General features: G+C 69.0%; 19 protein-coding genes and 2 tRNA genes. 7 read left to right on the top strand and 14 right to left on the bottom strand.

Going from position 1 to position 23962, the window contains the following annotated elements:
* Positions 1-4: 4 nt before the first annotated feature.
* Complete coding sequence (locus AC07M9_RS05660; protein WP_494882044.1) at positions 5-628, bottom strand: TonB family protein; 624 nt, start codon at positions 626-628, stop codon at positions 5-7.
* Between the two features lie 103 nt (positions 629-731).
* Between AC07M9_RS05660 and argJ the strand changes: the two genes are divergently transcribed.
* From argJ to AC07M9_RS05645, 3 genes are read left to right on the top strand one after another with little or no spacing between them, the layout of a single operon-like run.
* The gene (gene argJ, locus AC07M9_RS05655) at positions 732-1958 is read left to right on the top strand and encodes a bifunctional glutamate N-acetyltransferase/amino-acid acetyltransferase ArgJ (protein ID WP_494882043.1); all 1227 of its coding nucleotides are present in this window, start codon (positions 732-734) and stop codon (positions 1956-1958) included.
* Between the two features lie 2 nt (positions 1959-1960).
* Complete coding sequence (locus AC07M9_RS05650) at positions 1961-2584, top strand: glutathione S-transferase family protein (protein ID WP_494882041.1); 624 nt, start codon at positions 1961-1963, stop codon at positions 2582-2584.
* The gene (locus AC07M9_RS05645; RefSeq protein WP_494882039.1) at positions 2581-3390 is read left to right on the top strand and encodes an inositol monophosphatase family protein; all 810 of its coding nucleotides are present in this window, start codon (positions 2581-2583) and stop codon (positions 3388-3390) included. Before AC07M9_RS05650 ends, AC07M9_RS05645 begins: the two co-directional genes overlap by 4 nt.
* Before the next feature lie 71 nt (positions 3391-3461).
* Here AC07M9_RS05645 and trxA read toward each other — a convergent pair whose 3' ends face one another.
* From trxA to ahcY, 8 genes are all read right to left on the bottom strand, one after another.
* Positions 3462-3782, bottom strand: coding sequence for a thioredoxin (gene trxA, locus AC07M9_RS05640; RefSeq protein WP_007683489.1), 321 nt, complete (start codon positions 3780-3782; stop codon positions 3462-3464).
* A 78-nt stretch (positions 3783-3860) separates the two neighbouring features.
* Positions 3861-7367, bottom strand: a complete 3507-nt coding sequence (gene addA / locus AC07M9_RS05635; RefSeq protein WP_494882037.1) for a double-strand break repair helicase AddA — start codon at positions 7365-7367, stop codon at positions 3861-3863.
* The gene (gene addB, locus AC07M9_RS05630) at positions 7364-10366 is read right to left on the bottom strand and encodes a double-strand break repair protein AddB (protein WP_494882035.1); all 3003 of its coding nucleotides are present in this window, start codon (positions 10364-10366) and stop codon (positions 7364-7366) included. The genes addA and addB overlap by 4 nt, the downstream gene beginning before the upstream one ends.
* Complete coding sequence (locus tag AC07M9_RS05625; protein WP_494882033.1) at positions 10359-11084, bottom strand: nucleotidyltransferase family protein; 726 nt, start codon at positions 11082-11084, stop codon at positions 10359-10361. Before AC07M9_RS05625 ends, addB begins: the two co-directional genes overlap by 8 nt.
* Positions 11081-12079 (bottom strand): aminoglycoside phosphotransferase family protein, encoded by a 999-nt coding sequence (locus AC07M9_RS05620; protein WP_494882031.1) that lies wholly within the window; start codon positions 12077-12079, stop codon positions 11081-11083. The genes AC07M9_RS05625 and AC07M9_RS05620 overlap by 4 nt, the downstream gene beginning before the upstream one ends.
* Positions 12076-12519: a tRNA (adenosine(37)-N6)-threonylcarbamoyltransferase complex ATPase subunit type 1 TsaE gene (tsaE, locus tag AC07M9_RS05615; protein ID WP_494882030.1), complete on the bottom strand. Its 444-nt coding sequence runs from the start codon at positions 12517-12519 to the stop codon at positions 12076-12078. Before tsaE ends, AC07M9_RS05620 begins: the two co-directional genes overlap by 4 nt.
* The gene (locus tag AC07M9_RS05610) at positions 12516-14876 is read right to left on the bottom strand and encodes a sensor histidine kinase (RefSeq protein ID WP_494882029.1); all 2361 of its coding nucleotides are present in this window, start codon (positions 14874-14876) and stop codon (positions 12516-12518) included. The genes tsaE and AC07M9_RS05610 overlap by 4 nt, the downstream gene beginning before the upstream one ends.
* Before the next feature lie 340 nt (positions 14877-15216).
* On the bottom strand, positions 15217-16641 hold the full coding sequence (ahcY, locus tag AC07M9_RS05605) for an adenosylhomocysteinase (protein WP_494882028.1): 1425 nt from the start codon (positions 16639-16641) through the stop codon (positions 15217-15219).
* Between the two features lie 272 nt (positions 16642-16913).
* Here ahcY and AC07M9_RS05600 point away from each other — a divergent pair, with 272 nt between their 5' ends.
* Positions 16914-17393 (top strand): peroxiredoxin, encoded by a 480-nt coding sequence (locus AC07M9_RS05600; RefSeq protein WP_494882026.1) that lies wholly within the window; start codon positions 16914-16916, stop codon positions 17391-17393.
* Between the two features lie 170 nt (positions 17394-17563).
* Positions 17564-18244, top strand: a complete 681-nt coding sequence (locus tag AC07M9_RS05595) for an SDR family NAD(P)-dependent oxidoreductase (RefSeq protein WP_494882025.1) — start codon at positions 17564-17566, stop codon at positions 18242-18244.
* Between the two features lie 3 nt (positions 18245-18247).
* Here the strand turns inward: AC07M9_RS05595 and AC07M9_RS05590 are convergent, their stop codons facing one another.
* The 3 genes from AC07M9_RS05590 to AC07M9_RS05580 all read right to left on the bottom strand — a co-directional run bounded on the left by AC07M9_RS05590 (position 18248) and on the right by AC07M9_RS05580 (position 21973).
* On the bottom strand, positions 18248-19684 hold the full coding sequence (locus AC07M9_RS05590) for a hypothetical protein (protein ID WP_494882024.1): 1437 nt from the start codon (positions 19682-19684) through the stop codon (positions 18248-18250).
* Positions 19685-19784: 100 nt separating this feature from the next.
* Positions 19785-20393: a GTP cyclohydrolase I FolE gene (folE, locus tag AC07M9_RS05585; RefSeq protein ID WP_494882022.1), complete on the bottom strand. Its 609-nt coding sequence runs from the start codon at positions 20391-20393 to the stop codon at positions 19785-19787.
* Entirely contained in the window at positions 20390-21973 is a 1584-nt protein-coding gene (locus AC07M9_RS05580) for a phospholipase D-like domain-containing protein (RefSeq protein ID WP_494882020.1), read from the bottom strand. The genes folE and AC07M9_RS05580 overlap by 4 nt, the downstream gene beginning before the upstream one ends.
* A gap of 187 nt (positions 21974-22160) precedes the next feature.
* Here AC07M9_RS05580 and AC07M9_RS05575 point away from each other — a divergent pair, with 187 nt between their 5' ends.
* Both AC07M9_RS05575 and AC07M9_RS05570 read left to right on the top strand, forming a co-directional pair.
* A complete protein-coding gene (locus AC07M9_RS05575) occupies positions 22161-22691 on the top strand; it encodes a nuclear transport factor 2 family protein (protein WP_494882019.1) in 531 nt (176 codons plus the stop codon).
* A 280-nt stretch (positions 22692-22971) separates the two neighbouring features.
* Positions 22972-23586: a hypothetical protein gene (locus AC07M9_RS05570; RefSeq protein ID WP_494882017.1), complete on the top strand. Its 615-nt coding sequence runs from the start codon at positions 22972-22974 to the stop codon at positions 23584-23586.
* A 171-nt stretch (positions 23587-23757) separates the two neighbouring features.
* Here the strand turns inward: AC07M9_RS05570 and AC07M9_RS05565 are convergent.
* A tRNA-Arg gene (locus AC07M9_RS05565) sits at positions 23758-23834 on the bottom strand.
* Between the two features lie 47 nt (positions 23835-23881).
* Positions 23882-23958 (bottom strand) — tRNA-Arg (locus AC07M9_RS05560).
* Positions 23959-23962 lie beyond the last annotated feature (4 nt).

The following is a 23962-nucleotide window of genomic DNA, read 5'->3' as shown; positions in this document are numbered from 1 at the left end:
AGCCCTACTCGACCGGGAGGACCTCGATCTTCGTGGTCACCCGGAAGCGGCGCCGGACCGGCTCGCCCTTGTCATCGACATAGGGTTCGAACTGGCCGTTGGCGCATGAGCGCCTGGCCTTCTCGAGTTCTTCCCCCGCCAGTCCCGGCACCTTCAGGATGCAATCGCGCACCGAGCCGTCGGCTTCGACGATGAACGAGGTTTGCGTTTCCATGGGCTGTGGCAACGGCTTGGGATCGTTCATCTTCCAGACCACACGGCTGGCGTAAGTGCCCCATATCGGCTTGCCCTTCCGGTCGCGGGCGGGATCGAACACCGCTCGCTGGGTGATGAGGTTGCAGGCCGTATCGTCGAGTACCGCCACGCCGCTGCTGATCGTGACGATGCATTCGCTGACGCGCCCCTTCGGATCGACCTTCAGCTGGAACGAGACCGCACCCTCGGCCTGGTCCATCACCGCGGTCGAGGGATAGTCCTTGGGCGTGAACCAGCGCCCCGGATCCCCCAACGGCACGGCCTCGCGGGGGGTATCCGTGCGGGCAGATGCGGCCGGGGCCTGCGGCACAGGCGTGACAGGGGCGGACGAAGGAACGAGAGCAAGTCCCGTGAGGAAAAGCGCGATGGTCATGCCCTTGGTATGAAGGCCGTTGCCGCGCTCGTAAACGCCCTGCCCGCGCGTGTCGGCGATGCCGCTCTTGACCTGTCATCAACTCGCGCTAGGCCCTCCGGCCATGGCCTATCCCATCTCCCCGCTCGCATCGCCCTTCCCCGCCCTGCCCGCGATTGCCGGCGTCACACCGCACGTCGTGCGGGCTGGCTACAAGGACTGGGGCCGCTGCGACCTCACCTATGTCACCTTCGAGGAGGGCACCGCCGTCGCCGGGGTGTTCACCCGCAACCTCTGCTGCTCGACCGAAGTGGAACTGGGCCGCGAGAACGTCGCGCAGGGACGTGCCCGCGCTCTGGTGGTGAATGCCGGCAATTCCAACGCCTTCACCGGCTACCGCGGCCGCGAGGCGGTGGAGCAGATCATGGAGCAGGTCTCGGCGCATATCGGCTGCGCGCCCAGCGAGGTCTTCGTCTCCTCCACCGGGGTGATCGGCGTTCCCCTGCCCAAGGACAAGGCGCGCGAGGGCGTGGCGAAAGCGCTCGATGCGGCGCCCTGCACCTGGGAAGATGCCGCAAACACGATCGCCACGACCGACACCTTCGCCAAGGGCGCCACGGCGACCGCCATGATCGGCGGCACCAAGGTCACGATCAGCGCCATCATCAAGGGCTCGGGCATGATCGCGCCCGACATGGCGACGATGCTCGGCTACCTGTTCACCGACGCGGCGGTCGAACCCGGGTTCCTGCAGGCGTGCCTCTCCGCCGCGAACGAGCGCACGTTCTCATGCATCACGGTCGATTCGGACACCTCGACCAGCGACACCGTGCTCGCCTTCGCCACCGGCAAGGCCGGCAATGCACCGATCGCCTCGTTCCAGAGCGAGGGCGCCCACGCCTTCGCCGCTGCGGTACACGACGTATGCCGTCAGCTTGCTCACCTCGTCGTGCGCGACGGCGAAGGCGCGCAGAAGTTCATCGCCGTGAGCGTCACCGGCGCGGTCTCGGACGAAAGCGCGAGGCGGATCGGCATGGCGATCGCCAACTCGCCGCTGGTCAAGACCGCCATCGCCGGCGAGGACGCCAACTGGGGCCGCGTCGTCATGGCCGTTGGCAAGGCAGGCGAACCCGCCGACCGCGACAGGCTCTCGATCGGCTTCGGCGGCACCTGGGCTGCGCGTGAAGGCCTGCCGCTCGCCGACTACGACGAAGCCCCCGTCTCTGCGCACCTCAAGGGTCAGGACGTGACCATCGAGGTCGACCTCGGCCTCGGCGACGGCAGCGCGACCGTGTGGACCTGCGATCTCACGCACGGTTACATCTCGATCAACGCCGACTACAGGAGCTGACGATGGCAGGCCCCGCATTCACCCTCTGGGGGCGGCTCAACTCCCACAATGTCAAGAAGGTCGCCTGGTTCGCAGAGGAACTGGGCCTGAACTACGTGCGCCGCGACATTGGCGGGCAGTTCGGTTTCACCGACGACTACCTCGCCAAGAACCCCAACCGCCTGATCCCGATGATCGAGGACGGCAAGGTCACCTTGTGGGAATCCAACGCGATCCTGCGCTACATGGCCGCCGAATACGGCGGCGAGCGCTGGTTCCCGCGCGACCCGATCGACCGCGCCCTCGCCGACCGCTGGATGGACTGGCAGTTCGCCTATGCCGACGCCCAGCGGGTCCCTTTCCTGGCCTTCGCCCGCACGCCGCAGGAGCAGTGGGACCAGGACGCCATCGCACGCGGCATGGCCGACTGCGCCCGCCACATGACCGTTTTGGAGAAGTACCTCGGCGAGAAGCCGTGGCTCTCCGGCGGCCAGTTGGGCATCGGCGACATCCCCATGGGCGTCTATGCGTACACGTGGTTCAGCCTCCCCTTCGACAAGCCGGAGTTTCCGGCCGTGGCCGCCTGGTACGAGCGCATCAGGCAGAGGCCTGGTTTTGCCTCGCAAGTCATGATCCCGCTGACATGATGACATCCGCCCTCCACATCGCCGTCGAGGCGATTATGCGCGAGGCCAGCGAACGCGCGATCTTGCCGCGCTACCAGGCGCTCGCCGCCAGCGAGATCGACAACAAGGCGGCGGACGACGTCGTCACCATCGCCGACCGCGATGCCGAGGCTTTGCTGACCGACCGTCTCGCAGCGCTGCTGCCTGAAGCGGCGGTGGTGGGTGAGGAAGCGGTTTTCGCCGACCCATCGGTGATGGAGCGCCTGAAGCACGGCCTTTGCTGGATCGTCGACCCGCTCGACGGCACCAACAACTTCGCCGCCGGCAAGCCGCCCTTCGGCGTCCTCGTCGCGCTGGCGGACGGGGGCGACATCCTCGGCGGCTGGATTCTCGACTGCCTGACCGGCCGCTTCTGCCGCGCCGCGCCGGGCGAAGGCGCCTGGATCGATGGCGAACGGATCACCGCCCGTACCACCGGCGAGGACCCGCCGGTCGCGGCGATCTCCACCATCTTCCTCGACGAAGGCGCGCGCGACAAGGTCCTGACCCACATCGCCCCGCACTACCGCCTCGTCGATATCCCGCGCTGCGCCGCCGAGCAGTATCCCCGGTTGGTCAGCGGCACCAACGACATCTCGGTGTTCAACCGCACCCTGCCTTGGGACCATGCGGCAGGCGTGCTGTTTCTCAACGAAGCCGGCGGCAAGGCCGCGCGCCCCGACGGCAGTCCCTACTGCGCCGACGAATACGAACGCCGCGATCTCATAGGTGCTTCAAGCCCCGCGCTTTGGGACGAGTTCGCCGCCATCGCCGCCAGGATCGCCTGACACGAAAAAGCCCCCGCCGCTTCTCAGCGGCAGAGGCCTTTCAACATATCCGACCGATCAGGCCGAAGGGCTCAAAGCTCGCTTTCAAGCCAGCCCTTGAGCGCGTTCTTCGGCGCCGCCCCGAGCTTCTGCGCGACCGCCTTGCCGTCCTTGAACAGCACCAGCAGCGGGATCGACTTCACGCCGATCTCGGCCGGGATGCCGGTGTTGGCCATGATGTCCATCTTGGCGATGGTGACCTTGTCGGCCAGTTCCTCGCCGATCTCTTCCAGGGCCGGGCCGATCATCTTGCACGGGCCGCACCAGTCCGCCCAGAAATCGACGAGAACGGGCTTGTCGGACTTGAGGACGTCGTCCTCGAAGCTGGCGTCGGTAACGGCAATGGTCGACATCTAAGGAACTCCTGAAAAACGATTGAGCAGCAATCTAGGGATGAAACGAAAGGACGCAACGGCGGCGCGGCGAAAGCTTTACTCGCGCACCGCCAAGTCGGGCTTGTGGAGCGCCAGCAGTTCGGCCGGCACCGCGATCAGGCGGGGCACGGCGGTGTAGAGCAGCGCCACCTCGATCACGCGACCGGGGAACGTCGCCTCAAGCGCGGCGGCATAGGCTCCCATCTGCCGCAGCACGCCCACCGGCACGGCATCGACGGTCTCGGGGGGACGCCGCGCGCTCTTGTAATCGACCAGGCGCACACGGCCGGGTTCTATGACAAGCCGGTCGATCGTGCCGGCCACCACCTGCCCGCCGACCACCGCCGCCACCGGCACTTCGGCGAGACTATCTGGCGTGAAAAGGTCTGCCCACGCGGGGTTACCCAGCACCGCCAGCGCGCTCGCCAGCAGGGCGCCGCGATCCGCAAGCTCAAGGTCGGCCGCGTGGCGCTCCAGCCAGGCCTGTCCCGCCGCTTCCCGACGGTCGGGACCGACATCGGGCAGCCGCTCGAGCAGCTTGTGGACCAATGTGCCGCGCCGCGCTGCATCGCGTCCGGCACCGGGTGGGAACGGCGGATCGGGCGCATCCTCCTCGCCGAGCGCCGAGGGCGCAAGTGGCCGCGGCGGGCGTGGTTCGGCCGGTGGGACCCGTCCCAGCCAAGCGGGGAGCGGATCGCGCAACTCGAACTGCGGCGCACCGGCCGCGACCGGGACCGGATCGACCAATGCGCCGTGCTCGCAGCGCCCCCCCCAGATCGGGTCCGCCATCTCCGCGTCGGGGTGAAAAATCTCCCGCAGCCGGGCATACCAGCTTTTGGGACTGGGCCCGTCGCGATCCTTGGCACCGAGCGCGCCGCCGACGAACAGCGCCTCCTCGGCGCGGGTCATGGCGACGTAGAGAAGCCGCCAGTGCTCCTGTTCATCCGCGCTGCGCGCCTCCTCGATATACGCGGCGATGCGGCCCTGCTTTTCGTCCTTCGACAGAGGCGGGAGCGGAATGGCGCGGGCCTCGTTCGCGGGATCGGGCAGGTCCAGCCCGCGCTCGCGCGCATTGTCCGGGTTGCTGGTGGCGTCGGCGAGGATGACGATCGGGGCCTGCAACCCCTTCGAGCCATGCACCGTCATGACCCGCACGAGGCCCGAGGCATTGTCCGCCTCCCGCTTCAGCTCGCCGTCGCCCGCATCGAACCAGGCCAGGAATCCGGCGAGGCTGGGGGTATCGGTGACCACGTAGGCCTTGGAGGCATTGACCAGTTCGTCGATCGGATCGTTGGCCTCTGTCCCCAGCCGCGCCACCAGCCGGCGCCGCCCCTGCCACGGGCCGACCAGCAGCCAGTGCAGCAGGTCCTGCGGGGGATGGAAATCGGCCTTGGCGAGGAGATCGCCCAATTGCGCCATGACGGCGCCCACCTCCGGCTCGCGCGAGCGGCGCAGGTGGTCCCACAGGTGCGTGTACCGGGGCCGCCAGGCATGAGCCAGCAACTGCTCCTGGCTCCACCCGACGAGCGGCGACACCAGCAGCGAGGCCAGGTTCAGGTCATCGAGAGGCTGCACGGCGAAGCGTAGCGCCGCGACGAGGTCCTTGACCGCAAGCGGCGCGCCGAGGCGCAGGCGGTCGACACCCGCCACCGGCACACCCGCCGCATGGAGCCGGGCGACGATCAGTCCGGCCAGTTCCTTGCGCTGACGCACGAGCACCATGATGTCGCCTGCACCGGCCCGGCGCCTGCCGCCCTTGACCAGCGTCAGGCCCGGCCCGTGCCGGTCGAGCCACTCGCGCACCTGAAGCGCGATACGCTCGGCCATCTGGCGGTCGGGGCGGGAGAGCCAGTTCGGTGCGGTGCCGTCCTCGTCCTCGCCGGTTTCTTCGTCCTCGTCCTCGGCGCCTTCACCCACCGGTCGCCATAGCGCCACGTAACCGGGGCGGTCCTGTCCCTCGTGGCGCTCCGGCGGAGCAGCGAGCCCGAAGTTCTCGTGCCCGACGCCCGCGATCGCCTTGTCGACGAAATCGAGCACGGTCTGCGCGGTGCGGAAGGATCGGTCGAGCCCGAGTTCCAGCAGGTCGCGCGGTGCGAAGTTGCTGCGCAGGACCTGCGCATTCTGCGCCGCCTCGCCCATCTCGCGGCGCACGCGGTCGGCGGCGCGGCGGAAGTTTTCGGGGCTCGTGCCCTGGAAGCGGAAGATCGCCTGCTTGTAGTCGCCGACCACGAAGAGCGTGCGCATCAGTCCTTCCGGACGGTCGTCGTGCTGGCCGAGGCCGGCCCAGAACTCGCCCGCCATGGCGAAGATGATGTCCCACTGCGCGGCGTTGGTGTCCTGCGCCTCGTCGACGAGGATGTGGTCGAAGCGGCGGTCGAGCTTGTAGCGGATCCAGTCGGCCTGCGCCCGGTTGCCGAGCAGATCGGCGGCGCGGCGGATCTGGTCGTCGAAGTCGATCAACCCCTCGCGCTGCTTGGCCTCGTCCCAGGCGAGCGCGAAGGCGCGGCCCAGCCGCAGCGCAGGCACAAGCCGGTCCGCGAGAGACAGCAGGGCCCGCGCCGAACGGATCGCCGTGATGCATCCGACCACGCGGGCGCAATATTCGGGATAGTCCGGGTCGAGCTTGTCCTGCGACTTGCTGGCCTTGGGCTCACCCTTCTGGGTGAGGAATAGGGCGGCAATAGCGTCGAGACTAGACAGCCTTTGCGCCGCATCGCCAAGCAGCCACTCGCTGATCGCATCGACGGCGGCGAGACCGGTCTTGGTGCCCCACTCGTGGTTCACCTCCATGCATCTGCGCAGCGAGGCGACGTCGAACGCATCGTCCGCGCATTGCCCGGCGAGCCAGTCGCCGTCCACGTCGGGCGACAGGCCAACGAGGCGCAGTACATTGGCGCGCATGTCTCCCGCCTGCCAGCCGCCGGCCCCAAGCCACGCCGAGCGCGCCGAAGCACAGCGCAGGAGGAACGCCATCACGGCATCGGGCCCATGGCGCAGCGACAGCTGCTCCACCGCCGTGAGCAGTTCCGTATCGCCGAAGGGGTCGTCCTGCGCCGTCACCAGGAGGTCGGCCAGCACCTGCCGCGCCAGCAGGTCGCGCTCGCGCTCCTCCATCGGGCGGCTGCCGGGAATGAGATCGGCCTCCTGCGGGAAAGTCGCCAGCAGCCACTGCGAGAAGGCGTGGATGGTGTCGATGCGAAGGCCCCCGCCCGGACTGTCGAGCACCGCGGCGAACAGCGTGCGGGCGCGCGCGCGATTGTCGGCGCTGCCCTCGGCCCCGATCGCGGCGAGGCGCATGCCGAGTTCGACGTCGTCCAGCCGCACCCACTCCGCCAGCGTACCGTTGATGCGCGCGGCCATCTCGGTCGCGCCGGCCTTGGTGAAGGTCAGGCACAGAACCTGCGAGGGATCGACGCCGGGCTGCAGCAGAAGGCGCAGCACGCGCGAGGACAGCACCTGCGTCTTGCCGGTGCCGGCGGACGCGGAGAGCCACACCGTCTCCTGCGGATTGACCGCGCGCATCTGGTTGCCGTGGAGCGGGTGTACCGCAGCCGGGCCGCTCATGGCGCGTTCTCCGCGTCGCTGCGGCTGGAACCGCCGAGCGAGGTGATCCATTCGTCGAGGCGCATCAGCTGGTCGTAGTCCGCATAGCTGCCGAGTTCGGGGTTGAGCCGGGCGGTGAAGGGTTCGGCGCCAAGAATCCAGCGGTCGAGCGCATCGTCGAGGAAGCGCTGCGTCTCGGGCAGGAAATCCTCACGCGGGATGCCCGATTTCTTGCGGCCTTCCAGCACCGGCTCGAACACATAGCCCATCGCGCCGTCCTTGGCCTTCGCCATCGACCAGTATTCGAAGCCCTCGGCCTTGCCTTCGATGCCTTCGAAGCCGCCCGCCTCGGCGATCAGGCCGACCAGCCCGAGCTGGAGCGAAAAGCCTTCCTGCACGCGCCGACCCGTCGGCGGCTGCCCGGTCTTGTAATCGACCACCGCGAGGCTGCCGTCCTCGTGCCGGTCGAGGCGGTCGGCGCGGCCATGGATGCGCACGCCCCTGTGCAGCATGTCGCCCTTTGCCTCGACGTCGAGGACGGCCCGGCCCGCGGCCTTGCCGGCGAGGATCATCGCCTCGAACGTCTCGAGCGCGGCGGAAAGGCGTGGCCACCACAGCACCCGCATCAGGGGGTGCGCATTCTTCTCGACGAGCACGTCCTGGGCGATCGCATGAAGCCCGCCCTCGGGCTCGCCCGCCTTGTGCCAACGCTCCATGATGAGGTGCGCGACGTCGCCCTTCCACGCCGCGCTCGGCTCCGCATCGAGCGCGTCGATGCTGCGCAGCCCCAGGATCGTGCTGGCATAGAACTGATAGGGATCCCCGCGAAGCCGATCGAGCCCGGTGACGGAAACGGCGACACGGCGCTGTTCCTCGGACGGCATCGGCTCCGGACGCGGATGGGGCGGGACCGAGGCGGCATCGTCGATGAGACGCGCCAGGCGCAGCGCATCGCGCTCCACATGCCGTTCCAGCTGGTCGCCCAGCATCGCGCGAACGCGTAGGACGAAGCGCGAGGAGATGACCGGCCCGCCCTCGTCCCTCTGCGCCCAGCTCAGCACGACTTCGGGTGCGCCGAGCGTGGCGGCAAGATCGTGCGCGGCCAGACCGATGCGGAAGTCCGCGCCCGGCACCCCGAGCGCGCGCAGCACGGCCGGCGGCAGCAGCGAGTCCTGCGCCGGGCTGGCCGGCCAGACGCCTTCGACGAGGCCGCCGCAGATGACGAGGTCGGCGCGGCTCATGCGCGCTTCGAGCAGGCCGTAGATCGAGACGCGCGGGTGGCCGCCCCAGGGCGGGCGCACCGACACGCGGTCCATCGCGTCGCGCAGCACCGCGTGCAGTTCGCGCGGATCGAGCAGCGTACCGGCCGCCGCCGCCGCGCCGCGAAGTTCCTCGACGAAGCCGCTGAGGGCGCGCCCGTCCGCCCCGTCCCAAATCGTTTCGCCGCACAGCGCTTCCGCTGCATCGGCGAGCCGTCCGAGCAGCGCCTCCAGCGGTTCGGCATCGCCGAGCGCCAGCAGCGGGGCGAGCACCGCGTCGACCTCGCTCCACCAGTCGCCGAGCTTCGCCTCGGCGGCACGCGCCGCCAGCGGGGCGAGGCCGATGCCGGGCCGCGGGCCGCGCAGCGCCAGGTCGAGCCGCCGCGCATTCTCCAGCCAGCGGGCGCGGCGCTCGCCGGCCCCGGTGAGCGGATGGACGAGCAGGGCGACGAGCGGCACCGGCGCGGCCTGTTCGGCGACGACTTCCGCCAGCAGCAGCATGAGCCGCCCGGCGGCGGTCTGCGGCAACGGCCGACCGGCGGTATCATCGGCCTCGATTCCCCAGCGTTCGAGATGGGCGACCACGCGCGCCGCCAGCCCCCGGTCCGGAGAGACCAGCGCGACGCGGCGTTCGGGCGTTTCCAGCGCCTCGCGGATGAGCACCGCGATCGCCTGCGCCTCTTCGCCCGGATGCGTGCTTTCCATCAGGCGCACCCCCGAGAGCCGCCGGTGTTCGGCCGGCAGCGCGACCCACGACGCCGAAGCGCGCGGCGGCAGGAACAGGCTCGATATCGCGCGGCTGCGCTCGGGCGGCGCCGCGGCCAGGCCCGAACGATGCCATTGCCGCACCTCGCCGCGTCCGACGCCCATGCGGTTGAGCAGCAGCTTGAGGTGATACTGCGGGTGGGTCACCGCGTCGCCCCGGCCGAACGGGGGATCGTCGTGCTGCGCGGGATTGCCGGCGGTCCCGAGTTCGTCCCAGACCTCGTCCGCCAGCGACAGGTCGAGGTCGGGCAGGACCACGCTGCCCTGCTCCATCTCGCTGACCACCCGCAGCAGGCGCGCCAGCGAGGGCGAGGCGCCGGTGATGCCGGCCGCCATGACCGGATGGGCGGGCGGGGTTTCGCGCCAGCGCGCGGCGGCGTGGTCGAACAGGCGGTTGCGCCGCTCGGGCGCGTCGATCTCGCCCCTGCTCGCCAGTTCGGCGATCCAGTGCTGCTGCACCTTGAGGAACGTGCGGGTGTTGTCGGTCCAGTGTCCGGCCATGTCGCCGACGATGCCGATCACGCGGTCGGACAACAGGTCGATCGGCGCGATGCCCTCCGCCATCAGGCGGTCCATCGTGCGCCCGATCTCCCAGGCGCGGCGCAGCAGGGCGGCGCCCTTGCCGGCGGCATGGCCCTCGACTTCGCGCAGGTAATGCGCGAGCCGCAGCCAGCGGCGCGTCGGATCGGCGGCGGGCGCAATGTCGGCCGCGCCCAGCGGGTCGAGCAGCGGACCCAGCGTCTCGTCGAGATCGAGGTCGCCCACCACGACCATGCGCGGCAGCAGCATGCCGGTGCCGGAGTGGCGCACGAAAGCCTCGGTCATCGTGCGCACCGTGCGGCGGCTCGGCAGCAGCAGCGTCAGGCGGGCGAGGCCCAGCTCGCCTTGCGAATGACGCGGAACCAGGCCCGCGACCAGGGCGTCGGCAAAGCCGCGATGGGCCGCGATCGAGTAGACTTTCGGGCGCCGCCGATCAGGCGAAGCCCTGTCAGGCACGCGTCAGCCACTCTTCGGTCGGCCTGATCGCGGATGGCTCGCCCACCTCGAACCACAGGCCCATGTGGGAGATGCCGTAGAGCCGGCCTTCCTCGATCGCCCGGCTCCACAGCAGGTTGGTCGAGAACGGACCTTCCGGCGCATCGCGCAGCAGCCGGTGCGACACGAGCTGGATGCCGGTGTAGATGAACGGCGCGACCCGCCCCGGACGGCGGCGGCTGACGCGGCCTTCGGGATCGAGGTGGAAGTCTCCCTCCCCCCGGTAGTTGAGCGCGCGGGTGTGCGGGACCATCAGCAGCAGCGCATCCATCCGCTCGGGGTCCCAGCCCTGCGACAGTTCCGCGAAGACGTCCGTTGGCCCATCGAGCCAGATATTGTCGCTGTTGAGGCAGAAGAACGGGTCGGGCAGCAGCGGCGCCGCCTTGACCATGCCGCCGCCGGTTTCCAGCAGCTGCTCGCGCTCGTCCGACAGGACCACTGCCGGCGCGGTCCTTCGCACCTTGAGGTGCCCTTCCAGCGCATCGGCCATGTAGTGCGCGTTCACCACCGCCCTCGCCACGCCCGCACTGCGGAGCTTGTCGAGCGCGTGGTCGATCAGCGACTTGCCGCCGACGCGCACCAGTGGCTTGGGCTGGCTGGCAGTGAGCGGGCGCATCCGTTTGCCCAGCCCTGCGGCCAGGATCATCGCCGTGTCGCTGGCAAGCGGTTTTCCGGTCATCGCTCGAACGTGCCCCCGTCGGCATCGCGAAGCTGTGCCGGTATGTTCGCATCGAACCAGGCCGCGACGGGCGCCAGCGCCGGATGCGCGAGGTCACGCTCCAGCAGGGCCCATACGCGCGGGATCAGGTCGAGGTAGCGCGGCTTGCCGTCGCGCCGCCACAGCCGCACGAAGATGCCGATGATCTTGGTGTTGCGCTGCGCGCCGAGCCGGGCGTAGTCGGCCAGCAGCGTGTCGGCATCGGCGCCGGAGCGCTGGACGTAGTGATCGAACATCGCCGCCTCCAGATCGGGAGACACGTCGCGGCGGGCGTCCTGCAGCAGCGAGACGAGATCATAGGCCGGATGCCCCACCAGCGCGTCCTGGAAGTCGAGCAGGCCCTGCTTCTCCAGGCTGCCGAGCAGCATGATGTTCTCGGCATGGTAGTCGCGCAGCACGGTGACGCCGGGGCGCTGGCGGCCGAGCAGTTCGCCCATGACCTGCTCCCACGCCGTGACGAAACCTGCGGAGTCCACGTAGAGGTTCTGCGCGGTGCAGTACCAGTCGATGAACAGCCGCGCCTCGCGCTGGTACTCGGCCAGCGAGTAGTCGAGGAAGGGGCCGGGCGGGAGCTGATGCAGCTTCGCCAGTTCGCTGACGGCGGCGGTGTAGATCGCCGTCTCGTCGTCGGGCCACTGGTCGAGGTAGTCGCGCATGCGCGCCTCGCCGAAGTCCTCCAGCAGCACGAGCCCGCGCCCGGCGTCCTCGGCAAGGATGCGGGGCGCGCGCATGCCGTTGTCGTCGAGCCAGTGCGCGGCGCGCAGGAACGGTTCCGGATCCTCGTTCGGAGGCGGCGCGTCCATCAGCATGGCCGTCTCCCCGTCACCGTTACGGATACGGAAGTAACGCCGGAAGGAGGCGTCGCCGGGCAAGGGCTCGACCGCGGATCCGCCCCAGCCGGCAGCGGCGAGGAAAGTGTCGAGGCCTTCGGGCAGGAGCGTGGGATTCGTGTTCATGTCGGCAACCGCCCTAACCAATCCGCCCCGCCTTCGACAATGGCGATCCTGCCCTCTCCCGCAGTTTCCAGCCCAATCGAAAGGCAACCCGGCTCATGGGAGAAGCCGCCGGCATGATCCGGCCACTCGGCGAGGAGCGCGGCGCCGTCGCGGTAATCGTCGAGGCCGATCTCCTGCGCCTCGTCGGGGTGTTTGAGGCGATAGAAGTCGGCATGGACCAGCGGCAGGCGCACGTCGGGCGGGTCGTAGACTTCGATGATCGCGAAGCTGGGGGACGGAACTTCGCCCTCGTGCCCCAGCCCGGCGATGATCGCGCGCGCCAGCGTGGTCTTGCCCGCACCGAGACCGCCGGTAAGCGCAACGACGTCGCCTGGACGCAGCGCCCCGGCGATCGCGCGGCCGAACCGGTCCATCGCGGCGAGATCGGGAAGCGCGATCATGGCAGTTCGATCATCGCACTGGTGCCCTTGCCGGGCTCCGAAACCAGCCGCAGCGCGCCGCCGTGGGCTTCGACCAGCTGGCGGGCGAGCGGGAGGCCGAGGCCGCGCAGGCGGTCGACGCTCTTGCCGTCCGCACTGACCTTCATCCCGTCGAGCGCGCGGGCGAGGCTGCGGCTGTCCATGCCCTGCCCCTTGTCCTGCACGAGGATCTGCAGCGCATCGCCGTCACCCGAGGCGACCTTGCGGCGCGAGAGCCGCACGAGGATGCGTCCCCCGCGCGGGGAGGCAGATATGGCATTATCCACGATGTGGCCGACCGCCCGCGCCAGCCGCCGCCGGTCGGCGACGAGAGGCCGCATCAGTCCGTTTGCCTGCAGGTCGAGCGTCAGCCCGGCCTTCTGGAGCCGCGCCGCCCGCTCCTCGACGACGCCGCGTACGAACGGCATCGGGTCTATCTCTTCCAGCTTGAGCGGCAGCAGGCCCGCCTCGCTCTGCGAGAGGTCGAGCAGGCTGTCGATGTGCTCGCCCAATTGCGCGGAGGCGCCGATGATCGAGGTCACGTAGTCCTTGCCCGCGTCACTCAGTTCGCCGCCGAGGCCGATCTCGAGCATTTCCGCGAAGCCGCCGATCGAGGTCAGCGGCGTGCGCAGTTCCTTGCTCATGTTGGCGAGGAAGCGGGTCTTGATCGTGTCCGCCTCGATCAGCGCGGCGTTGCTTTCGCGCAGCGCGTCCTCGGCCTTCTGCGAATCGGTGATGTCGAGCACGGCGAGCAGCCCGTTGCCGTCCGGCAGCGGCACGCCCGCGAATTCCAGCATACGCCCGTCCGCCAGCGCGATCCGCCCGCCGGTCTGGGTACGGTCGAGCGTCGCGGCCCGCACGACGTTGCCGACCGTCTCCGCCTCGACCGGACGCCTGAGGCGCGCGGCGATCTTGCGCAGCAGCGCCTCGATGTGGGGATGGGTGTCGAGGAAGTCGTCGTCGAGGCCCCAGTCGGCGGCAAAGCGGCGGTTCCAGATCTGCATGCGGCCGTCGGGCGCGAAGACGGCGATCGATTCGAACAGGCTGTCGAACGTTGCGGTGCGGGTGCGCAGCAGCGTGTCGCGCACGGCCGAGAGGCGCAGCTGTTCGGTGCGGTCCTCGACGATGAGCAGCAGCCCGCCGTCCGGCACCGGCTGGGCGACGATGCGCAGGTGCGTGCCGTCGGCCAGTTCCCAGGGTTCCTCCTGCGTCGTTCCGGCGGAGAACCACGCCGCCTTCTCGCGCCGCCAGGCCGGGAAGTCGCGCGCTTCGGGCACGCGGCCGGCGTCGCGCGCGGCATCGAGCAGGCGCTCGAACGCGGGGGGGTCGAGCAGGACGCGGGCGTCGAGCTTGAACAGGCGCTGGAACGGCTGGTTGGCGAAAGTCAGGCGCTTCTTCGCGTCGAACTGGGCGACACCGGCGGAAAGCTGGTCGAGCAGCGCGCGCTGCGCCTCGCGGAAGGCGCGGAACGAGCGCGACATCTCCTCGAGGTCCTCGATGTCGACGGCATAGCCGGCCACGCCGTCCTCACCCAGCGGCAGGTCGCTGACGCGCAGCGCGCGGCGCTGGCCGTCGATGGTGGTGGAGACGATGCGCTCGATCGGCGTGCCCTTCTCCATCGCCTGCCGCGCGACATGGCCGGGCGCGAGGCCATCGACCGCCTCGATCAGTTCGATGCCCTTGGCGACCACCGCATCGGCGCTTTCGGCGCCAACGGCGGCGACGTAGGCGTGGTTCACCAGTTGCAGTTCGCCGTCCGGACGGCGGAACCACATCGGCATCGGCGCCGCCTCGATCAGCGAGACGAGCGCGTGGAAATCGCCCCGCGCCCTGGCCGCCTCGTCGCGCAGGCGGGTGAGTTCGGTCTCGCTGTCGCTGAAGTCGAAGACCCACACCATCGCCGCGCCGCCCGGCGAGACCTGCGGGTCCGCCAGATGCCCGCGCAGCGCCAGGCTGCGGCTGGAGCCATGGGGCGTCGCCACCATGCGGAAGGGCGCGGCGGTCTTCTGGCAGCGGCGCACCGCCTCGGTCAGTTCGGCGAGCTTGTCTGTGGGCAGGCCCTTGCCGCCGCCGTCGAGTTCGGAGAGGAACTGCGGCATCCCGTCGAGCCCGAGCCACTGCGCGAGGCGCGGGCTGGCCTCGATCCGGCCATCGGTGCGGACCAGCAGGGGCAGCGCGGGCGATTCCTCGACCATCTTGCCCAGCCGCCGGGCCGAGCGCAGGTGCTGCTCCGCACGCTTCTGGCGCGCACGGGCGGCAAGGACGGCCCAGGCCGCGGCCATGGTCCAGGCGCCGAGCAACAGGCCGATCAGGAGAGGCAGGAAACGGGTCAGGTCCATTGCCCAAGGCTATGCTGTGCGGGACCTGCGCTGACAATGGGGGATGTTGGGAAGATGGAGCGAAATCCGGTCGATACCGGGGCCAACTGCGCCCGTCGCCGCCTGCGATCCCGCGCGGTGGCGCGCAGATGCGGGGGGAGGGAAACGGCATCTCCGCCCCCCCGGCGCCTCTGCGGGAAACCTGCTTTCCTACATCGCGCGGCTTTGACATCCTCCCCTCATGCCCGCCCCCTCACCTTTCCCCGCCCCGCAGCCCAGCCAAGAAAAACCCCCGCGCCTGCGCAGGCACGGGGGTCGATCGATTCGGATCACTGCGCCGCGAAGGACGCGGCGCGCGCGATCAGTAGCGGTAGTGGTCGGGCTTGAACGGGCCGGCCTCGGGCACGCCGATGTAGTCGGCCTGCTTCTTGGACAGCACGGTCAGCTTGACGCCCAGCTTCTCGAGGTGGAGCGCGGCGACCTTCTCGTCGAGGTGCTTGGGCAGCACGTAGACGCGGTTCTCATACTCGTCGTTCTTGGTGAACAGTTCGATCTGGGCCAGCGTCTGGTTGGTGAAGCTGGCGGACATCACGAAGCTGGGGTGACCGGTGGCGCAGCCCAGGTTCACGAGGCGGCCCTTGGCGAGCACGATGATCTGCTTGCCGTCCGGGAAGGTCACGAGGTCGGTGCCGGGCTTGACCTCCTTCCACTCGTAGTTGTCGAGCGCGGCGATCTGGATCTCGCTGTCGAAGTGGCCGATGTTCGAGACGATCGCCTTGTCCTTCATCGCGGCCATGTGCTCGCCGGTGATGACGGCTTCGTTGCCGGTGGCGGTCACGAAGATGTCGGCGCGGGCGACGGCGTCTTCCATGGTGACGACCTCGTAGCCCTCCATCGCCGCCTGCAGCGCGCAGATCGGGTCGATCTCGGTGACGAGGACGCGCGCGCCGCCGTTGCGCAAGCTGGCGGCCGAGCCCTTGCCGACATCGCCGAAGCCGGCGACGCAGGCGACCTTGCCGGCGAGCATGACGTCGGTGGCGCGGCGGATCGCGTCGACCAGCGATTCACGGCAGCCGTAGAGGTTGTCGAACTTCGACTTGGTGACCGAATCGTTCACGTTGATCGCGGGGAACGGCAGCTTGCCGTCCTTGGCGAGGTGGTAGAGGCGGTGGACGCCGGTGGTGGTCTCTTCCGAGACGCCCTTGATCGCGGCGACCGAGCGCGTGAGGTAGCCCGGCTTCGCCTTGAGGAAGGCGTTGAGTGCGCGGACGAACTCGATCTCCTCGGCGTTCGAGGGCTCGAACAGCGCCTCACCGGCTTCGACGCGCGCGCCCCAGAGCGCGAACATGGTGGCGTCGCCGCCGTCGTCGAGGATCAGGTTGGCGGTGAGGTCCGGGTTCTCGTCGCTCGACCAGTCGAAGATCTTGCCGACGTAATCCCAGTAATCATAGAGGCTCTCGCCCTTGATCGCATAGACCGGAATGCCGGCGGCGGCGATGGCGGCGGCGGCGTGGTCCTGCGTCGAGAAGATGTTGCAGGTGGCCCAGCGGACCTCGGCGCCGAGCGCGACCAGCGTCTCGATCAGCACGGCGGTCTGGATCGTCATGTGCAGCGAGCCGGTGATGCGCGCGCCCTTGAGCGGCTTGCTGTCGCCGAATTCGGCGCGCAGCGCCATCAGGCCCGGCATCTCGGTTTCGGCGATGTCGATTTCCATGCGGCCGAAGTCGGCGAGCGACAGGTCGGCAATGGCGTAGTCTTGGGCGGTGGTGGTCGGGGCAGTGGCCACGGGCGCGAACTCCTGGAGGGTGTGGGACCGGCGCCGCCAGCCCCGATGGGGGCCGGACGTGCAGCGCCGACGTTGGCGCGTCCCTAGCGTTTCCGCCCGTCCGTGGCAAATATAAAGATATCTTTATATGCCTTGAGCACGGCGCCGCGACCCTTCGGCGGTGATCGGCAGGCGGCAGCGGCTCACATTCTGGTCCGTGCCTCATTGCCCAACCGCACCGCCGACCTATATCGACGACCGACGCCTACTCACCTGCACGAAAGGACGAATGCATGACCATCGCCGTTGGAGACAAGCTGCCCGACGTCAAGCTCATCAAGGTGGGCGAGAGCGGCCCCGAGCCGGTCCAGAGCGCCGAATACTTCGCCGGCAAGAAGGTCGCGCTGTTCGCCGTTCCCGGTGCCTTCACTCCAACCTGCTCGGCCAAGCATCTCCCGGGATTCGTCGAGAAGGCGGCGGAGCTCAAGGTCAAGGGCATCGACGAGATCGCCTGCACTTCGGTCAACGACGCCTTCGTGCTCGGCGCCTGGGGCAAGAGCGCGGATGCCGGCGACGTGACGATGCTGGCCGACGGCAACGGCGATTTCGCCAAGGCCTTGGACCTCGTGATGGACGGCTCGGGCTTCGGCATGGGCCAGCGCAGCCAGCGCTATTCGATGGTCGTCAACGACGGCGTCGTCGAACAGATCAACGTCGAGGCGCCCGGCACGTTCGAGGTCAGCTCGGCCGACTACCTGCTCGGCAAGCTCTGATCCCGGCTCCGGCCTGACGCGAAAGGGCGGTCTTCCCGGCGGGAGGGCCGCCCTTTTCGTTGCGGGCGACAACATCGGCGGGGCGTTGGAGCGCGCCCGGCGGCTTGTCCCCCCCGCCCGGCCAAGTTAGCACGGCGCATCTGTTCACACTTCGCACGCGGGAAAAGCTCATGGCACGTTCGGTAATCGTCACCGGTGGTTTCGGCATCCTCGGCGAGGCGGTGGCGCAGGCCTTCGCCGATGCCGGCGACAAGGTCGCGCGGATCGACTTCGCGCCCGGCGCGAAGACCGCGATTGCCGGCTCGCTGGATATCGGCGGCGTCGACCTGACCGATGCCGCTTCCACCAGGGCCGCGCTCGACAAGGTCGCGGCGGCCCACGGCGGCATCGACGTGCTCGTCAACGTCGCGGGCGGCTTCACCTGGGAGACGCTGGAAGGCGGCTCGATCGACACCTGGGCCAGGATGCAGGCGATGAACCTCACCACCAACGCGACGATCACCCAGCTTGCCCTGCCCGCGCTCAAGGCTTCGGCGGCGGGGCGGATCGTCAGCATCGGCGCGGGCGCGGCGCTCAAGGCCGGCATGGGCATGGGCGCCTATGCCGCGTCGAAGTCCGGCGTCCACCGCCTGACCGAAGCGCTGGCCGAGGAGCTGGCGGGAACCGGCGTCACCGTCAACGCGATCCTGCCCAGCATCATCGACACGCCCACCAACCGCGCCGACATGCCCGACGCCGACTTCTCCACCTGGGTCCAGCCCGGCGCCATCGCCGAGGTCATCGCGTTCCTGACGTCGGACGCGGCGCGCTCGATCACCGGCGCGCTGATCCCGGTCACGCGCGGCGGCTGATCCTCAGCGCCGTCCGGGCGCCTTGGTCGGAACGTAGACGACGATCCCGCGCTGCGACCAGATGCGCCGCCAGTCGCGGCGACGGGCCAGTTCACCCGCGAGCGGGGCGTTGTGATACTCGTCGAGGACGAAGGCCACCGGGTGCCACTTGCGCTCGACGTCGACCAGCGGGACGATGCCGTTCTCGATCCCGCCGTTGTACTGCCATTCCTGGCGCGAGTAGCGATAGTAGCGCCCGTCGTAAGCGACATGCCAGTGCGGATAGCCGGCGTCGATGATCGTCCCGCCGAACGGGAAGTCACCGTAGACCGTGCCGCGAACGCCCTCCTGGCGCAGCCGCTCCACGGCGGCGAGCGGAAGCGTCTCGGCGAACCGCGTGGGCGCCAGCAAGGGTCCGAGCACGGCGACGAGCAGGATCGGCCCGAGCACCAGCGCCGGGTTCGTGCGCAGCTCGCGATGCGGCTCCCCGGCGGCGCGGGCGATCACGGGGACCATCGCCACCGCCCAGAACAGGACGAAGCGATAGGCCGTCAGCGTCATCAGCAGCAGACCGATGGCGACCGCCAGCTCCCCGGCATCGACGCGCGAGCGGTTCGACGCCGCCAGCCGGACGCCCAGCAGCGCGACGACCAGCACCGGCACCGCGTTCGAGCGGTTGGCGGAAATCCACAAGGGCAGCCACTCGCTCGCGCCGATGGCCATGCTGGCCTGCGCGTTGAGCGCCGAGGTCTGGAGGATCGACACCCCGTCGGGCGTCGCGAAGGTCGCCGCCACGGCCACCAGGGCGAGCACGGTCGGCGCGGCCGGCACCGGCCGCCCGCGGCCGCGCAGCCAGGCGATCGAGCCCGGCAGCGCGGTCAGCCCCATGGCGACGGCCGCCACGCTCACGGAAGGATGCAGGTTCTGCCACAGGACCAGCAGCGGTGCGCCCAGCGCAATGGTCAGGGCCGGCTTCAGGCCCAGCCGCTGCAACGCCAGCAGCAGCCCGAAGCACAGGCAGGCGAAGCTCTGCGGGCGGATGCTGGCGGTCGGCAGCGCGGCGACGAAGCCAAGCAGCAACGCCAGCATCACCGCATGCATCGGCGCGCCGCGCTTGCTGCAGGCGATCGCTACGGCCCAGAAGCCGCCGAGCCAGCACAGCGCATCGACCACGCGCAGAAGGTTCCATCCGCCCAGCCGCCGCGCCAGCGCCAGCACAGCCTGGCCTGCCCAGGCGACCGCCGGCAGCGGCTCGCCAAGGTGCCGTGCGGCGAAAGGCTCGCGCGCGAGCGGGCCGCCGTGGTCGAGGATCAGCTCGCCCAGCTTCAGCTGCCAGAAGATATCGACGTCCCAGACCGTGCGCAGCAGCAGCGCCAGCAGCATGGCGGCCGGCACCAGCGCGAGCAGGATACCCGCGCGCGGCGCCATGCCGCCCTGTTCGCTGCGATTGTGCTCGATCATCTGCCTGTACGCCCCGGAGTCCTGCGTCTCTTGCCGCAGGCGCGCCAGGGTTCAAGCCTAATAATGTTCCTCCCCGATCGGGCTCGGGGAGGAACTCAGGTCAGTAGCCCATCAGGCTGAGCACTTCCTTGCGCGAGCGCTCGTCCTCAAGGAAAGTGCCCATCATCCGGCTGGTGATCATGCCGACGCCCGGCGTGCGCACGCCGCGCGCGGTCATGCAGGCGTGGCTGGCCTCGATCACCACCGCGACGCCCTGGGGCTTGAGGTGGTCCCAGATGCACTGGGCGACTTCGGCGGTCAGGCGTTCCTGGATCTGCAGGCGGCGCGCATAGCCGTGGAGCACGCGCGCCAGCTTGGAGATGCCGACGACATGGTCGCGCGGCAGGTAGGCGATGGCCGCCTTGCCGATGATCGGGGCCATGTGGTGCTCGCAGTGCGACTGGAACGGGATGTCCTTGAGCAGCACGACCTCGTCGTAGCCGCCGACTTCCTCGAACACCCGCGACATGTGGACCGCCGGGTCTTCCTTGTAGCCCTGGCAGTATTCCAGCCAGGCCCGCGCCACGCGCTTGGGCGTGTCGATCAGCCCCTCGCGCGTCGGGTCGTCGCCCGACCACGCGATCAGCGTGCGGATGGCGTCCTGGACGTTTTCCGGCACCGGGGGCTTGCCCAGTGGATTGTCCTCGTCGGGACCGACCAGACTGCTCATCCCCGCTTGCTCCTTTTCCATCTTTTCATCAGGCGCATACGCATCAACCCTCCGTTGCGCCGGAACAACCCACGGTGCTCGATAGGCTCGAACATTTCGCCGGGGCGTTCGGGATCGAGCAGGCCGCTCTTGCCCAGTGCTCTTTCAGCTTCCGACAGCTCTTTCAAGGGCAAGGGTTCGCAATATTTGCCGATGCGGGGCCTCGCGCGGTTAAGGGCGTCGATCATCGCCGCCATGGAGCCGTGGCGCTCGATCCCCGCCACGACTTCCGCTTCCTCGATACCGCAGTGCTCGGCCAGGAGGCGGATGCGCAGCGCGGTGATCTGGGGACCGACGTGGGCGTTGGCCGGACGCGCCATGTCGATGAAGACGTCGCACTCGCTGTCGAGCCCCATCGAGCGGTTGTTCATGTTGGCAGAGCCGACGCGCAGCAGCTCATCGTCAACGATCATCAGCTTGGCATGGACGTAGATCGGGGTGCCATCGGAGGCCATCGGGTTGAAGATGCGGAAGCGCCCGTCCGGATCGCCCTTTTCGAGCGTCTCGACGAGTTCCACGCGCGCGGTGTCCATCGCCTTCTGCTCGAGCCAGCCATCGGCGGTGCGCGGGTTCATGATGAGGAACTCGGGCGGATCGTCTTCCGCCAGCCGCTCGCAGATGGCCTCGGCTATGGCGCGCGAGGCGAAATACTGCGTCTCGGCATAGATGAAGCGTTTGGCGCGGCGGATCTGCCCGACGAACAGCTTCTCGATCTCGCTGACCTGCGGGCAGTCGCCGTACTCCGCGCGGGTGCGCGCGATGCCGATCTCGACGTTCTCGAACTGGGCGTCGAGACCTTCGGGCCAGGGCGTCTCCGCCTGCGGGCGGCACGGCGCGATCTCGTCGCCGCCGGCCACCATCCAGCGCTCGCGCCCGAGTTCGCCCAGCGCCCCGGCGACATCGCCTTCCATGATCATGGTGACGTCGTGCCACGGTCCATAGGGCTGCCCGGTGGGCTTGCGGCGGCGCGGATCGTGCGGGGTATGGTCGGGCGTGTCCCAGCGGTCCGACGTCATGTCGATGCCGCCGCAGGCCGCGAAGACATCGTCGACCACGACGATCTTCTGGTGGTGGCTGCACCCGACCGGGTGGGCCGAATCGAACTTGAAGTCGATTCGCGGATGCCGGGCCCACCGCGCCAGGTCGAACAGCATCGTGCCGCGCAGCATGTACTTGAAGACCGCGAAGTTCCATTTCAGCAGCCGGATTTCGAGCTGCGGGTTCTTCTTCACCAGCCAGAGCATGTAGGAGCCCAGCCGGGCCGGAAATTTCCGCCGGCGTCCGCGCTGCCACCAGCGCCGGCCGGACGACAGCAGGATGCGCGAATCGAAGTCCCAGCCGATCAGGAAGATGCGCTGCCGCGCCTCGCCCATGACTTCGCGGATCACCTCGAAATAATCGGCCGCGTCGATGACCACATGCGCGCGCCGCGCATGGACGTAACGCCATACCGAGGGCGAGGCGCCCTGGTCGTGATCGGCGCGTGCGCCGCCCTCCCCTCCCGCGTGTGCGAGAGGGGCTTCTAGGTTTTCCGGATTCATCGATCGCCTTGCTGGAGCTTCCACCACGCGCGATCAAGCGTCGATCCGCCGCGATGTTCCCCGGCCATGTCCGATCGGCTGTCCCGCTTGCCTGCAAAGGCGGTGCAGGTCCCTTGCCGGTTGCCTGCGGCCGGCATGCGCCCGATCCTTCCCGAAGGACGGAAAAAGACGACCGAGGGAGCGCAAGATGACCACCAAGGTAAGCCGCATCGTCGAGGAACTTGCCGACCGTGAGGCGATTCGCGAATGCCTTTATCGCTACGCGCGCGGCGTGGATCGCCTCGACGCCGACATGGTCCGCTCCGCCTACTGGCCGGATTGCCGTGACGAGCACATGGGTTTCACCGGCAATGCGGAAGAATTCATCGCCTGGTCCTTCCCGATCATGGGCGCCATGGACCAGACGATGCACATGGTCGGCAACGTGCTGGTCAACGTGCGCGGCGACGAGGCGGACGCGGAGGCCTATTTCTACGGCATCCACCGGATCAACCTGCCCGACGGCTCCAAGTCGGACGTGATAGGGGCCGGGCGCTATCTCGACACGTTCGAAAAGCGCGACGACGAATGGCGTATCTCGGTACGCCTGGTGGTGACGGACTGGTTCCGCCAATACCCGGATTCCGCCGACTGGTCGCGCGGGATGCTGGGCATAATGGTCGATCCAGGCGGCCGATTCCCCGCGGATGAAAGCTACAGGCGCATCCGGATTGGCTGAAATCTGCCGTTTTTCCACAAGCGCAGGCCGGTTCGCCGCGCATAGGGGGCAACTCGCCCCTTGTCCGGGCAACCGTTCACCCGCCGATGCATTCGGTTCCTATATCTCATAGTCACCCCCGCCAGCCGACCCGCGAAACTGCTCGCGACGGCAGGCCCGGCCCAGCCGGACGGGGTCAGCGTCCGGGTGCAGTGCCCATGTCCGGACCACCTTTAGCGCCCCAGCAGGGGGCTTGTCCCGGGACCCGTCCTCCCACGGTCCCGCCAAGAAGGAGTACGCCATGAAGAAACATCTCATCGCCGCCGCCATTGCAGCCGCCAGCCTCGTCCCCGCAGCCGCGATGGCTCAGGAAGCAGCAGCACCGGCAGCCGCCGCAGCAGCAGTCGCACCCACCGTCGGAGCCAAGGTCTTCGATGCAGAGGGCGGCGAAGTCGGTTCCGTCGAGGCCGTTCAGGGCGACATTGTCACCGTCTCCACCGGCACGGCGCGCGCGGGACTGCCCAAGAGCGCTTTCGTCACCCGTGAAAAGGGCCTGACGATCGGCATGAACAAGGCGCAGCTTGAAGCCGCCGTGAACGGCGCCAAGGCCGAGAACACCGCCGCCAAGGACGCCGCGATCGTCGCCGACGCTCCGATAAAGAGCAGCGACGGCGTCGTCATCGGGACGGTCAGCAAGGTCGCGGGCGATGATGTGACCGTGGCCCTCAGCAATGGCTCGGCAGCGGCGCTCAAGAAGTCCTACCTCGGCCTCGGTGCCGATGGCTCGCTGGCGCTCGGCATGACCGCCGCCGACTTCGCCAAGGCGACGCAGGCCGCGGGCTCGGCCCAGGCCAGCGCCGATGCCGGTGCGGCCGCAACCGGCACCGCCGCCGCGACCGACGGCGCCGAACAGTAAGCACCGCTTCATCCCCGCCCTCTAGGGGGTGGGGACGATCGAGGCCGGAACGCGACATGCCGTCGCCGTTCCGGCCTTTTTCGTTGAACGGCACGATCCGGGACGGGCGCCAGAGAATGCCTGGAGCCTGAAACGAAAAAACCCCGCCGCTGGCGGGGTTTTTCTGGGTGATGGTGCGCCCGGAACGATTCGAACGTCCGACCCTCAGATTCGTAGTCTGATGCTCTATCCAGCTGAGCTACGGGCGCACATGCCATCACTATCACCAACTACACCGCCAGCCCCGAGAGGGTGGTGGTGCGCCCGGAACGATTCGAACGTCCGACCCTCAGATTCGTAGTCTGATGCTCTATCCAGCTGAGCTACGGGCGCGTTG

The organism is Novosphingobium sp. GW821-FHT09E05, from assembly GCF_059416165.1.
This window is presented reverse-complemented; position numbering and strand designations above follow the sequence as displayed.

Excerpts from the sequence above, each read along its gene's own strand:
- AC07M9_RS05595 (WP_494882025.1), top strand. The coding sequence starts at position 17,564 with ATGGCACGTTCGGTAATCGTCACCGGTGGTTTCGGCATCCTCGGCGAG.
- addA (WP_494882037.1), bottom strand. The coding sequence starts at position 7,367 with ATGAGCGGCCCGGCTGCGGTACACCCGCTCCACGGCAACCAGATGCGC.
- AC07M9_RS05575 (WP_494882019.1), top strand. The coding sequence starts at position 22,161 with ATGACCACCAAGGTAAGCCGCATCGTCGAGGAACTTGCCGACCGTGAG.
- folE (WP_494882022.1), bottom strand. The coding sequence starts at position 20,393 with ATGAGCAGTCTGGTCGGTCCCGACGAGGACAATCCACTGGGCAAGCCC.
- tsaE (WP_494882030.1), bottom strand. The coding sequence starts at position 12,519 with ATGATCGCGCTTCCCGATCTCGCCGCGATGGACCGGTTCGGCCGCGCG.
- AC07M9_RS05620 (WP_494882031.1), bottom strand. The coding sequence starts at position 12,079 with ATGAACACGAATCCCACGCTCCTGCCCGAAGGCCTCGACACTTTCCTC.
- argJ (WP_494882043.1), top strand. The coding sequence starts at position 732 with ATGGCCTATCCCATCTCCCCGCTCGCATCGCCCTTCCCCGCCCTGCCC.
- AC07M9_RS05645 (WP_494882039.1), top strand. The coding sequence starts at position 2,581 with ATGATGACATCCGCCCTCCACATCGCCGTCGAGGCGATTATGCGCGAG.
- AC07M9_RS05580 (WP_494882020.1), bottom strand. The coding sequence starts at position 21,973 with ATGAATCCGGAAAACCTAGAAGCCCCTCTCGCACACGCGGGAGGGGAG.
- trxA (WP_007683489.1), bottom strand. The coding sequence starts at position 3,782 with ATGTCGACCATTGCCGTTACCGACGCCAGCTTCGAGGACGACGTCCTC.
- AC07M9_RS05570 (WP_494882017.1), top strand. The coding sequence starts at position 22,972 with ATGAAGAAACATCTCATCGCCGCCGCCATTGCAGCCGCCAGCCTCGTC.
- AC07M9_RS05660 (WP_494882044.1), bottom strand. The coding sequence starts at position 628 with ATGACCATCGCGCTTTTCCTCACGGGACTTGCTCTCGTTCCTTCGTCC.
- AC07M9_RS05590 (WP_494882024.1), bottom strand. The coding sequence starts at position 19,684 with ATGATCGAGCACAATCGCAGCGAACAGGGCGGCATGGCGCCGCGCGCG.
- AC07M9_RS05610 (WP_494882029.1), bottom strand. The coding sequence starts at position 14,876 with ATGGACCTGACCCGTTTCCTGCCTCTCCTGATCGGCCTGTTGCTCGGC.
- AC07M9_RS05650 (WP_494882041.1), top strand. The coding sequence starts at position 1,961 with ATGGCAGGCCCCGCATTCACCCTCTGGGGGCGGCTCAACTCCCACAAT.
- AC07M9_RS05600 (WP_494882026.1), top strand. The coding sequence starts at position 16,914 with ATGACCATCGCCGTTGGAGACAAGCTGCCCGACGTCAAGCTCATCAAG.
- AC07M9_RS05625 (WP_494882033.1), bottom strand. The coding sequence starts at position 11,084 with ATGACCGGAAAACCGCTTGCCAGCGACACGGCGATGATCCTGGCCGCA.